The organism is Roseburia sp. AF42-8 (assembly GCF_003435965.1).
GTDB lineage: Bacteria > Bacillota > Clostridia > Lachnospirales > Lachnospiraceae > Roseburia_C > Roseburia_C amylophila.
Genome location: NZ_QTVB01000005.1, coordinates 48,501 through 61,107, shown reverse-complemented (window position 1 = coordinate 61,107; position 12,607 = coordinate 48,501). Strand labels below are relative to the sequence as shown.

The window sequence follows — 12,607 nt, the reverse complement described above, 5'->3', positions numbered from 1 at the left end:
TAGAAAGACGCATAAAGATTTGTGCGAATTCGTCGTATGGAGGGGTTTTTGTGTATAATTTATCGAGCCAGTTGTTAGAACAGTATCCGTTTGAGGTAACCGCCATCCAGAAAGGAAGGGGAACCTATATCTGCACGACATCAGAGGGCGGAAAAATAATAATAGGATCTTTTCGCGGGTCAAAAGGCAGAGCGGAAGCTATAGAACATGTTTTGCTCCGTCTGAAAGAAAATGGAATAGAAGCAGATGAAATCATACATACCAGGGAAGGAGAGATCTTAGCCCAGGAGGTGGATGAAACATGGTACTATGCCAGAAAATATATAGAGGGCAGGGAGTGTGAGACCAGGAGCCGTGATGATGTACTTGCTGCGGTAGAAGAACTGGCAAAGCTGCATCTTGTCCTGCAGAAGGTGGAGGATGAAAATTTAAAAATTGGCGGACAGGATTATGCCATGGAGGTATTCCGGCACAACCGGGAGCTTAAAAAGGTGCGCAATTATATTCATGGAAAGCATAAAAAGAATGAGTTTGAAATGATATTTATGCGCAATTATGAGATTTTCTTAAAACAGGCACTGGACGTGGAACATCGGCTGATGAAACCAAATCCGGGTGAAACGCAGGGGCAGAGCGGAAAGCAGAGCCAGGAAGCAGCAATGTATGGAATCTGCCATGGAGACTTTAACCAGCATAATGTATTATTTACCCATGGTAAAATTATAATTACAAATTTTGAACAGGCACATTATGATGTGCTGGTAGGGGATCTGGCGCATTTCTTACGGAAACTGATGGAAAAACATAATTTTAATATCGGGCTGGCAACGGATATGCTGGCAGCTTACGAAAAAAGACGAAAATTATTACCAGAGGAATGGGAGCAGCTTTATGTAAGGATGGCATACCCACAGAAGTTCTGGAAAGTGGCAAATCACTACTTTAATGCCAATAAGGCGTGGGTGTCCGGCAGAGACATTGAGAAGTTGAACCGGGTTATCGAACAGGAAGAAATCCGCCAGCAGTTTTTAAGAATGTTATTTTATTTTGTGGAATAATCATGTATAATCATGTACAGGCAATTGCCGGAGGAAAAGAGCATACAGGAGAAAAAGAGGTGCGAAATGAAGCAATCAGGGAAGCACTGGCTGTTGGCCTTGGTTATTTTCACAGTATTTGTGGCCTTGAGCGGCTGTGGAAGGAAAGACGATGGGCCTGTCAGCATGAAAGGCTATGTATCAGGTGTTGAGGCAGCAACGGAGGAAGTGACACAGGCAGAGGAAAGCAGCCTGTATACGGTAAGTGGTGCTGATACAACACTTTCAACAATGACATTTCTGAATATTGACACGGGACGTTATGAACAGTATTCTTATACAGATGGGACAATTTTTAAAGACAGACATGGCAGTCTGATTTCGGCTGCATCCATGGTACCGGGAAAAGTGGTTACTTTAACACTCCGGGATAAAGACCTGATATTAGAAAAGGTGGAGCAGTCGGCAGATGCATGGGAGATGGACGATATCGGAAAATTTTCCTATAATGAAGAAGATAAGATATTTACCATCGGAGACACAAAGTATTCTTATGATGAAGAATTACAAGTGTTTTCCGGAGATGCAGCCATAGAATTGTCCGCAGTTACCGGACAGGACACCTTAAGAATACAGGGAATTGACCGGAAAGTGCTGTCAGTGTCCGTTACAACAGGACATGGAGTCATCCAGCTTGTAAATACACAGGCATTAGAGGGCGGCTGGTTAAGCCTGAATCATAAGAATTATTATAAGATCACGGAGAATATGCAGTTAGAGGTGCCGGAAGGAACCTATGAATTAACCGTTGCCGGCAATGGCTACGGCGGTTCCACAGAGGTAGCTGTAACAAGAAATGAGCAGATTTCCGTGGATGTAGATTCCATAAAGGGTGAGGATCCGAAATATTGTACTTTAACCTTTGCGGTTGATGTTGCAGGCGCTTTGATGTATATTGATGGTAGTCAGGTTGATTATACACAGCCATTACAGCTGCAGTATGGCATCCATTCTATACAGATTACTGCAGATGGATATGACACCTGGTCGAAGCGGCTATATGTAAATTCGCCGGAAGCGCAGATAGAGATTGCGTTGTCAGGTGATGATACGGGCAGTACAGAGACAGAATCGACGGAAACTGCCGGAAATGAAGAGAACACAACCGTGGAGCATAAGCATTCCGACAGTACATCGAATTCCAGTGGAACTAACAGCTCCAGTGGAAGTTCATCCAGTGACTCTGATGCATATAGGAAGGCATTGAGTGAAATTATTGATACATTAACCAGTAACAATAATTCTTCGACAAGTACATTAAATCAGGTAGTTAACAGTCTTACGAATTAGTGAGAGAAATGAAAGGGCGAGACATCCGAAGGAGGCTGCCACTGGCAGGCTCTTTTGGTAAACAACATAAATGAAAAGTAGGAGGAAATCAGGAATGGGTTACAAGGAAACTTACGAAGCATGGCTTGAGGGAGCGTATTTTGATGAGGCAACCAAGGCTGAACTTCAGGCAATCAAAGACAATGACAAGGAAATTGAGGATCGTTTCTATAAAGATCTTGAGTTTGGTACAGCAGGATTACGTGGGGTAATCGGTGCCGGTACCAACCGTATGAACATCTATACTGTCCGCAAAGCAACACAGGGTCTTGCAAATTATATTTTAAAAGTAAATGCACAGGATAAGGGTGTGGCAATTGCCTTCGATTCCAGACATATGTCACCGGAATTTGCAGATGAATCCGCACTTTGCCTTGCAGCAAACGGAATCAAAGCATATGTATTTGAGTCATTAAGACCAACACCGGAATTATCTTATGCAGTCCGTAAATTAGGATGCACTGCCGGAATTAATATTACAGCAAGCCACAACCCGCCAGAATACAATGGATACAAGGTATACTGGGAGGACGGTGCACAGATTACACCACCTCATGATACCGGAATTATGGATGAAGTAAAGAAAGTAACTGATTACAGCACCGTTAAGACCATGTCCTTAGAGGATGCCAGGGCAGCAGGTCTTTATGAGACTATCGGCGCGGCAATCGATGATGCTTATATTGCAGAACTTAAGAAGCTTGTGGTACATCAGGATGCCATTGATGCAGTAGGCAAAGACCTTAAGATTGTATACACACCATTACATGGAACAGGAAATATCCCGGTCCGCCGTGTGTTAAAAGAGCTTGGCTTTGAAAATGTATATGTTGTTCCGGAACAGGAACTTCCGGATGGAGATTTCCCAACCGTAAGTTATCCGAACCCGGAGGCAGAGGAAGCATTTGCATTGGGACTTGCACTGGGCAGGAAAGTAGATGCAGACTTAATCCTTGCAACTGACCCGGATGCAGACCGCCTCGGTGTATATGTAAAGGATTCTAAGACGGGAGAATATCATTCCTTAACCGGAAATATGTCCGGCTGCCTGATTGGTGATTATATCATCGGACAAAAGAAAGCAATCAACGGCTCCCTGCCGGCAGATGGTGCATTTATCAAATCCATCGTATCTACCAATATGGCAGATGCCATTGCAGAATACTATGGCATTCAGTTAATCGAAGTATTAACCGGATTCAAGTTTATCGGCGGCAAAATCTTAGAGTTCGAAAAGACCGGAAAAGGAACCTATCTCTTTGGTATGGAAGAAAGCTACGGCTGCCTGACCGGAACCTATGCAAGAGATAAGGATGCAGTGGTAGCATCTATGGCGTTGTGTGAGGCTGCTGCATATTACAAGACCAAGAATATGACTCTTTGGGATGCAATGCTTGCCATGTATGAAAAATATGGATACTATAAAGACCATGTTGAGTCTATTACATTAAAGGGAATCGAGGGTCTGGCTAAGATTCAGGAAATCATGGATACACTGCGCAGCGAAACTTTAACTGAAATCGGTGGCTATAAAGTTGAAAAAGTACGTGATTACAAGAAGGATACCATTACAGACCTTGCAACAGGGGCAGTAACAGCAACAGGACTTCCAAGCTCTAATGTACTTTACTATGAATTAAACGATGCTGCGTGGTTCTGTGTAAGACCATCCGGTACCGAGCCGAAAGTAAAATTCTACATTGGTGTGAAGGGTTCATCCATGGAAGAAGCAGAGCAGAAATATGAAGTCCTTGGAAAAGCAGTTTTGGACAAAATCAACAAAATGTTATAGACCAAATTGTATGCCTTAATTTACCGTATTTTCCTTGACAAATAAAGGAAAAACAAGTATAAATATATTCGTAGGTAATCTTGGAGAGTGTAGACCTCAAGAAGAATTATAAAATCCAGAGGAGGAATTTTAACATGAACAAAGCAGAATTAGTATCAGCTATGGCTGAAAAAACAGCTTTATCTAAAAAAGATGCAGAGGCAGCTTTAAAAGCTTTCACTGATATCGTAGCTGAAGAATTAAAAAAAGGTGAGAAAATCCAGTTAGTTGGATTCGGTACTTTCGAAGTATCTGAAAGAGCTGAAAGAACAGGAAGAAACCCACAGAGCGGTAAAGAGATGGTTATTCCAGCTTCTAAAGCACCTAAGTTCAAAGCAGGAAAAGCTTTAAAAGATTTAATCAATAAATAAGTTGATAAAATGATTCTGATTAGAGGTGTAACGAAAGTAGAAAACTGCTTTTGCTACACCTTTTTTTATTGAAATTCGAAGGAGAAAAGAATTTTCTATCATTCTATATGCATGAAGACACAGAAACGGAAACTGTTTTTGTGAAACCAGAATGCTGTAATTGCAGCCCTGATTTTTCCTTGATGTAAGGCTGTCTTTCCAATGTTTGACAAAATGCGGTGGGTGTTCGCCTGTATGCGGATACATGAACGAGACGGTTAGGGTGGCTTGCATTCTGCATAGCAACCGGCAACGCTGACACAGGGAGGTGTCAGCGAGGTGCAATTGGAGCATGGATGCGACTTTGCACCGATTGCCAGAATAACCATTTTCTTTAAGCAGAATGCTTAGCCACCCTTGCTGGCGAGTGGTCGTATCCGCAGCAGACGGACACCCGCCGCATTCCGTCAAAGCAAGCGGAAAGACAGCCTTACATCAAGGAAAAATCAGGACAGAAATTACAACGCATTCTGATTAGATACAAAAGCCAGTTTCCGTTTCTTTGCTTCATGGAACATAGAAGGATGGACAATGCTGCTTTGAATTTCAAAAAGAAAGAAGGTAAGCAAATGAGATTAGACAAATATTTAAAGGTAACCCGCCTGATTAAACGCAGAACCGTTGCCAACGAAGCCTGTGATGCCGGACGTGTCACCGTAAATGGCAAACCGGCGAAAGCATCCGTCAATGTAAAAGCAGGTGACATCATCGAAATCATGTTTGGCCAGAAGACGGTGAAAGTAGAAGTGGTTGCAATCGCAGATACCACCAAGAAAGAAGAGGCAGGAGAATTATTCCGCTATCTGTAAAAGAGTAAAAACGCATAAAAAGAGAAACAGTCTCATATATTTTGGAAAGGACTAACTTTCGGGTAAAGGAGTATGAGACTGAATGGAAGAATTGAAAACAGCAAAAGCACATAAAGTATTGCTGGCAAACCGGAAAAGTGCAAACTTCAGCGGAGTGCTGGATGTGCTTTCTTTTGATGTAAATGAAATTTTACTGGAAACAGAACAGGGAATGCTTCTGATAAAGGGAAATGACCTTCATGTAAACCGCCTGTCCTTAGAACAGGGGGAAGTGGATGTCACAGGGAAAATTGATGGCTTAACCTATTCGGATGTGGAAACCTATCACAAAGGTGGCGGAGAATCCTTCTTAGGCAGGTTGTTTAAATGATAGAAATCAGCCCGGAAATTTCCGGTGAAGCCTTAAGGTTCCTCCGGTTCATGCTGGTGGGATTTCTGTTAATCTTAGCCTTTGACCTGCTTCGGATTCTGCGCAGGCTGATACCCCATAGAACCGGGATGGTTGCAGTGGAGGATATGCTGTACTGCATCGGCAGTGCCATATTTATATTTATTATGCTCTGCCGGGAAAATGACGGAGCAATCCGGGGCTTTTGCATGCTGGGCATGAGCGTTGGGATGCTGTTATGCAATTATGCCATCAGTCCATGGCTGGTGAAGGGAATCGTAAAAGTATTTAAGAAACTGTTTCAAGTAGTGGGGAAACCATTGCGGGCAGTATTTCGCATGGTGGCAGTACCCTTACGTTTCCTGAAAGGGAAAATCAGAAGATTATTACGAAAATTACAAAAAACGTTGAAAAAAATCCGTAAAACTATTAGAATGGTGTTATGTAAACTATAGATGAGGAAATGAGTATGACAAATAGTCGAAGAAAAAGAAAACAGAAACGAAACGGAAGAATCTGTATCTCTTTGATTGCGATAATGTTCTTGGTGATTATGTCAGTTCAGATTGTTAAGCTCTACCAGAAGGAGCAGGAGTATACTGCCAGAGAGAAGGCACTGACGGAATCTTTAGAAGATGAAACAGAACGTCAGAATCAGCTGGATAATTACGAAGAATATACCAAGAGTCAGGAATATATTGAAGACCAGGCAAAGAGCAAGCTGGGACTGACCCATGAAAATGAGATTATCTTCAAGGAAGACAAGAAGTAGAACAGCTTCGAGAACATAAAGACCATAGAAAAACTTAAAATAGACAAACCATTCCGCTTTTTGCCGAAAACTTTTTTGAAATGAGACAACGGTTTGACAAAGATTTCGGACAAACATTTCTATAATAGCTTCTGCTGTCACAAATGACAGGAGAAGGAGGAACAATGGAAATGAAGAAATTGAGAACGAAACAGGCGGTAATATGCTTTATAGGGGTAGCAGTGTGTAAATTAGGATTTGCAGGCTGCTACCCTTTTATCCCGGCATATTTTGCGGCAGCTACCTGGAACGGGGTGGACGGCTGCTGCTGGGAATTGGAATGTTTCTTGGAATGGCATTTATGCTGCCGCTGACACTGATGACAAAATATGTAATGACACTGCTGGTAACCATAGTAATCATCAAGCTGGCAGAATGGGTAAATAAAGGCTGCTATACCTGGATAGCTGCCTTTGGCGCAGGTTGTTCGGCAACCTTATTATCCGTATTTGGAGAAATGTTAAACGTAAGAGACGGAATGCGGACGGAAATGGCGGTCTTAGAAGGAGTCTTTATATTTGCAGCCACCATGGTGTTAAGCCGTATCATACATAGTTTCTTGGAATTCACATTTGTGAATCAGCCAATACCGGAGATAAAGAGTAATGAAGAAGAAAAACTACTGACCTATGCAAAGTCCTTTCAAAGCCTTTCAGATATATTCGGGCGGATGAATGTGGAACATACCAGTTTCTCGGCAGAGGAAATGGGCAGGATGCAAAATGAGATAACCGGGAAAATGTGTGTTTCCTGCGACCAGTGCGCTCTTTGCTGGGAAAAGGATGACAGCCCCATGTACGGCTATTTGTCGTCACTGCTGCAATCTATCCGGGAGGCGGGAAAGACAAACCGCGATATTGAAAAGAAAATGGAAGAATATTGCCCCTATATGCAGGAAATGACGGCGGAGGCTCTTCGGATATTTGAAAAAGCTTCTTTAAATATGGCGTGGTACAACCGGCTGGTAGAAAACCGTGAGGTCATAGCCGAGCAGCTGGATGCCATGGCATATATCATGGAGGATTGTGCAAAGAAGCAGAAAAATATTACAGAAGAGTGCCGGTCAAATCTGCAGGACATAGCTTACCGGGCAAGAGAGCGGGGCATAAAAGTGATTGATGAACAGCTCTGGGAAAAGGAAAACGGCCGCTGGCAGCTTGTGATGAAAGTCATGGTAAAAGAAGGCTGTGTCACTACGAGAGAACTGACAAAGGCAGTAGCCGGAGCACTGAACCGGCGCATGATTCCGGAGAAGGATACCAAGACGCTGATTGGAAAAGGCGTCAACCTCTATACCTATGAAGAAGAGCCGCGGTTTCAGGCAATTTATGGCGTAGCCCGGATGGTAAAGGATGGAGCAGCAGTTTCCGGGGATAACTTTTCCTTTTTGGAGCCGGAAAGTGGAAAAATGGTCATGTGCTTATCGGATGGCATGGGTTCTGGAAGTCTTGCCTGCAAGGAAAGTGAAATGGTTATTGAACTGGTGGAAAAATTCCTGGAGGCGGGATTTGATGTGGAAACGGCAGTCCGCATGATGAATTCTGCCATGGTGATGAAAGGGCAGGAGGATTTATTTTCCACGGTGGATATCAGTGAACTGGATTTATATGACGGAACCTGCCACTTTTATAAAATCGGAGCGGCGGCAACCTTTATCCGGCGAAATGGCATAGTGGAATGTCTTATTTCCACCAGTCTTCCGGTGGGCGTATCTTATAAACTGGATATGGAAAAAAGCGAAAAGGACTTATATAACGGAGATTTCCTTGTCATGGTATCAGATGGTGTGCTAGAATATTTACATGTGCCGAATCCGGAAGAAACCATGCAGGAAATTATAGAAAGCATTGAGACCAATAATGCAACAATTCTTGCAAAACGCATTTTGGAGCGGGTGTTACTTTTTACCGGAGGAAAGGCAGCAGACGATATGACGGTGCTTGCTACCGCAATTTGGGAGAAATAATATGATTCCTGGTGTAGAATCTTTTCTGGAACAATATCATATGATTGAGCAGTCGGATGTAGTGGTTGCCGGAGTGTCCGGTGGCGCAGATTCCGTATGCCTGCTGCTGCATCTGCTGGAATTGAAAGAAAAACTTTCCTTTACGCTGGCAGCAGTCCATGTGCAGCATGGCATCCGGGGCGAAGAAAGCCTTCAGGATGCAGCGTTTGTAGAGGAACTTTGCAGGCGGTATCAGGTGCAGCTATTCCGCTATGATTATGATGTGCCGGAATATGCAAAGCAGCATGGATATTCGGAAGAAGAGGCGGGAAGAAATTTACGATACGAAAGTTTTCATAAAGCGTTAGAAGAACTGGGTGCGCCGGAAGGGAAAATTGCAGTTGCCCATAACCGTAATGATCTGGCAGAGACCATGCTCTGGAATATGATCCGGGGCAGCGGCATGCGTGGCATGGCTGGAATTCCGCCGGTGAGAGATGGCATCATCCGTCCGCTTCTTCATACGGCAAGGGTGGAAATCGAAAATTATTTAAAAGAAAAAGGTGAAAGCTACTGTACGGATGCTACCAATGCATCTTTGGATTATAGCAGAAACCGGATCCGTAATCAGGTGCTTCCAGTGTTGGAGGAACTGAATGCCGGAGTTTATGCCCATATGGAACAGCTTGGGGATGACATCCGGAAGACACAGGAATATCTGTCTGCTGTAATAGAAGAAAAAAAAGCACAATATGTAGAAAAAGATTTCCGGAAGACGCAGGCTTTCCTGATATCGGAGGAACTTTTAAAAGAACCGGAAATCCTGTATACAAGCATGATAAAGGAGTGTATCTGTGAGACGGCCGCAAGCAGTAAAGATATTACAAGAACCCATGTAGAACTGGTGCAGAAACTTTTTGCCATGCAGACGGGAAGAAGCGTGAACCTGCCTTACCAGGTGGTGGCAGAGCGGACTTACGGCGGGGTGCGTCTGCAAAAGTGCGAAAAACAACCGGAGCATAAAATTACAGAACCGGTAGGAATGCTATCCAGTCAGTCTTCCAGTCAGCCGGTCGGACGACAAAGCGGTCAACCAGCCGGTTGTTGTGGGATTTCAATAGAAGAACATCCGGATTTTACCTGCCGGATTTATAAACGGGAAGAGTTACCGGAAGGAATTTCTAAAAAAAAGTATACGAAATGGCTGGACTATGATAGAATAAAAAATAGTCTTTTGATTCGGAACAGACAGCCGGGCGATTATTTTGTGCTGGATGAGACGGGCAGAACACAGAAGCTGAAGCAGTATTTTGTAAATGAGAAAATTTTAAAAGAGCAGCGGGACACGATTCCGTTGGTGGCAGACGGTGCTCATATCCTGTGGATTGTGGGATACCGGATCAGTGCATATTACAAAGTAAGCAGTACAACGAAGACGATTTTGGAAATACAATATTATGGAGGAAGAGAAGACAATGAGTGAGCAGATTCGTGTATTACTCTCAGAGGAAGAACTTGATCGTAAAATTGCTGAATTAGGAGAAAGAATTAGCAAGGATTATGAAGGTGAAAGCGTTCATTTAATCTGCATACTGAAGGGAAGTATATTCTTTACCTGTGAACTGGCAAAGCGTATTACCGTGCCGGTAACAATTGATTTTATGTGCGTTTCCAGTTATGGCGCGTCAACCGTGTCCAGTGGAAAAATCACCATAAAGAAAGATTTGGAAGAATCTATTGAAGGTAGAAATGTAATTGTCATTGAAGACATTATTGATACAGGAAGAACACTGCGTTATCTGCTGGATGATTTATCCGCCAGAGGACCGAAGAGCTTAAAATTGTGTGCAATGTTAGATAAACCGGATCGCAGGATAACAGACGTTGCGGTAGATTATACCGGTTTTGAAATTCCGGATGAATTTGTAGTAGGATATGGTCTTGATTATGACCAGCGCTATCGCAATCTGCCATACATTGGCATTCTTGATTTGGGATAGGAAGGAGTTTGCGTGAAGAAATCATATAGAGGATGGGGCTTTTATATCAGTCTGATTGTAGTTGTGGTTTTGGTCTGGTTCTTACTGGACGGACAGCATCTGAATCAGGATGACTATAATTATGCCCAGTTTAAACAGGAACTGGCTGATGATGAGATTAAATCTGTAGAAGTGCAGCCAAACAGAGTTTATCCAACCGGAAGACTGGATATTGTCAAAACGGATAAGTCAGAAGAGACCTTATATGTGCTGGATGTCAGTGAGGCTCAATCGCTGATGGATAAGGAAAAATTTACTTCTTATGTGGTGAATGATATTCCGGCAGAAAACTGGCTGATGAATTTATTGCCGCTCTTACTTGTGTTTGGAGCAATGTTTATTCTGTTTATGATTGTTATGAACAATCAGGCAGCAGGCGGTGGTGGTGGCAGCAAGATGATGAATTTTGGAAAAAGCCGGGCAAAGATGACCACCGATGAGAACCGCAATGTAACCTTTGAAAATGTGGCAGGACTGCGGGAAGAAAAAGAAGAATTAGAAGAAATCGTAGATTTCTTAAAAGAGCCGAGAAAGTATACCAGACTGGGAGCGAGAATCCCGAAGGGAGTTCTTCTGGTGGGACCTCCCGGAACCGGTAAGACTCTGCTTGCCAAGGCAGTTGCCGGAGAAGCAGGCGTTCCGTTCTTTAGTATTTCCGGTTCTGATTTCGTAGAAATGTTTGTGGGTGTCGGCGCATCCCGTGTACGTGATCTTTTTGAAGATGCCAAGAAAAATGCACCATGTATCGTATTTATCGACGAGATTGATGCAGTGGCAAGAAGAAGAGGAACCGGTATGGGCGGCGGGCATGATGAACGGGAGCAGACGTTAAACCAGCTGCTGGTAGAGATGGACGGATTTGGTGTCAACGAGGGTATTATCGTGATGGCAGCCACCAACCGTGTGGATATCTTAGATCCTGCTATCATGCGTCCGGGCAGATTTGACCGTAAGGTACATGTGGGACGTCCGGATATTGGTGGAAGAGAAGAAATCTTAAAGGTACATGCAAAGAATAAACCCCTGGCAGAGGATGTGGATTTGAAACAGATTGCACAGACTACAGCAGGTTTTACCGGAGCAGACCTGGAGAATCTTTTAAATGAGGCGGCAATTGTTGCAGCCAAAGAAAACAGAAGTTATATTATCCAGAAAGATATTAAGGAATCCTTCTTGAAAGTAGGTGTCGGTCCGGAGAAGAAGAGCCGGATTATTACCGAGAAAGAAAAGAAGATTACCGCATATCACGAATCGGGTCATGCGATTTTATTCCATGTACTTCCAGATGTGGGACCGGTATATACCGTATCCATTATCCCAACCGGAGGTGGAGCAGCAGGCTATACGATGCCATTGCCGGAGCGTGATGAAATGTTTGATACCAAGGGAAGAATGCTGCAGCAGATAATTGTTTCCTTAGGTGGACGTGTGGCAGAAGAGTTGATTTTTGATGATATCACAACCGGAGCTTCCCAGGATATCAAGCAGGCAACCGAGCTTGCCAAAGCAATGGTAACGAAATATGGATTTTCTGAAAATGTCGGACTGATTAATTATAACAATGATGATGACGAAGTGTTTATCGGAAGAGACCTTGCACATACCAGAGGCTATGGCGAGGGTGTGGCATCCAAAATTGATGAAGAAGTAAAACGTATCATTGACGAATGCTATGCCAAAGCAAGGGCAATCATTCAGGAAAATAGTGATGTACTCCATAAATCAGCAGACCTTCTTTTGGAAAAAGAAAAGATTGGAAGAGATGAATTTGAAGCATTATTCCAGAGCGGAGCTGATGTTGTAACTGAGACAACGGAGGAATAGAACACAAATAGAAAGTTTTTTCGAAAATGGGAAAAAGGTACTATATAAAGTATACAAAAAGTAGGCACAACTTTTGTGAAGTTTGTGCACACTTTAAACGGGAGAGGTGATACTATAATTAATG

General features: G+C 43.2%; 13 protein-coding genes. All 13 read left to right on the top strand.

Annotated elements, in window-relative coordinates:
* Window positions 1–50 precede the first annotated feature (50 nt).
* The 13 genes from DW059_RS03525 to ftsH all read left to right on the top strand — a co-directional run bounded on the left by DW059_RS03525 (window position 51) and on the right by ftsH (window position 12,483).
* Window positions 51–1,058, top strand: a complete 1,008-nt coding sequence (locus DW059_RS03525) for a phosphotransferase (RefSeq protein WP_158551995.1) — start codon at window positions 51–53, stop codon at window positions 1,056–1,058.
* 66 nt (window positions 1,059–1,124) lie between these two features.
* Window positions 1,125–2,387 carry a hypothetical protein gene (locus tag DW059_RS03515; protein WP_147326024.1) on the top strand — a complete coding sequence of 421 codons (1,263 nt, stop codon included), beginning with the start codon at window positions 1,125–1,127 and terminating at the stop codon, window positions 2,385–2,387.
* Between the two features lie 94 nt (window positions 2,388–2,481).
* Window positions 2,482–4,218, top strand: a complete 1,737-nt coding sequence (locus DW059_RS03510; protein ID WP_117697716.1) for a phospho-sugar mutase — start codon at window positions 2,482–2,484, stop codon at window positions 4,216–4,218.
* A gap of 134 nt (window positions 4,219–4,352) precedes the next feature.
* Window positions 4,353–4,628: an HU family DNA-binding protein gene (locus DW059_RS03505; RefSeq protein ID WP_022242343.1), complete on the top strand. Its 276-nt coding sequence runs from the start codon at window positions 4,353–4,355 to the stop codon at window positions 4,626–4,628.
* Between the two features lie 608 nt (window positions 4,629–5,236).
* Window positions 5,237–5,476: an RNA-binding S4 domain-containing protein gene (locus DW059_RS03500; protein WP_022242342.1), complete on the top strand. Its 240-nt coding sequence runs from the start codon at window positions 5,237–5,239 to the stop codon at window positions 5,474–5,476.
* An 82-nt stretch (window positions 5,477–5,558) separates the two neighbouring features.
* A complete protein-coding gene (gene yabP, locus DW059_RS03495) occupies window positions 5,559–5,846 on the top strand; it encodes a sporulation protein YabP (RefSeq protein ID WP_022242341.1) in 288 nt (95 codons plus the stop codon).
* Complete coding sequence (gene yabQ, locus DW059_RS03490) at window positions 5,843–6,319, top strand: spore cortex biosynthesis protein YabQ (RefSeq protein ID WP_117697715.1); 477 nt, start codon at window positions 5,843–5,845, stop codon at window positions 6,317–6,319. Before yabP ends, yabQ begins: the two co-directional genes overlap by 4 nt.
* Before the next feature lie 14 nt (window positions 6,320–6,333).
* On the top strand, window positions 6,334–6,636 hold the full coding sequence (locus DW059_RS03485; RefSeq protein WP_022242339.1) for a septum formation initiator family protein: 303 nt from the start codon (window positions 6,334–6,336) through the stop codon (window positions 6,634–6,636).
* Window positions 6,637–6,806: 170 nt separating this feature from the next.
* Window positions 6,807–6,989 (top strand): hypothetical protein, encoded by a 183-nt coding sequence (locus DW059_RS03480; RefSeq protein ID WP_147326023.1) that lies wholly within the window; start codon window positions 6,807–6,809, stop codon window positions 6,987–6,989.
* Complete coding sequence (locus tag DW059_RS03475; RefSeq protein WP_117697711.1) at window positions 6,956–8,641, top strand: SpoIIE family protein phosphatase; 1,686 nt, start codon at window positions 6,956–6,958, stop codon at window positions 8,639–8,641. Before DW059_RS03480 ends, DW059_RS03475 begins: the two co-directional genes overlap by 34 nt.
* A 1-nt stretch (window position 8,642) precedes the next feature.
* Window positions 8,643–10,103 (top strand): tRNA lysidine(34) synthetase TilS, encoded by a 1,461-nt coding sequence (tilS, locus tag DW059_RS03470; protein WP_117697709.1) that lies wholly within the window; start codon window positions 8,643–8,645, stop codon window positions 10,101–10,103.
* The gene (gene hpt / locus DW059_RS03465; RefSeq protein ID WP_022242336.1) at window positions 10,096–10,620 is read left to right on the top strand and encodes a hypoxanthine phosphoribosyltransferase; all 525 of its coding nucleotides are present in this window, start codon (window positions 10,096–10,098) and stop codon (window positions 10,618–10,620) included. Before tilS ends, hpt begins: the two co-directional genes overlap by 8 nt.
* A gap of 12 nt (window positions 10,621–10,632) precedes the next feature.
* A complete protein-coding gene (ftsH, locus tag DW059_RS03460) occupies window positions 10,633–12,483 on the top strand; it encodes an ATP-dependent zinc metalloprotease FtsH (protein ID WP_022242335.1) in 1,851 nt (616 codons plus the stop codon).
* Window positions 12,484–12,607 lie beyond the last annotated feature (124 nt).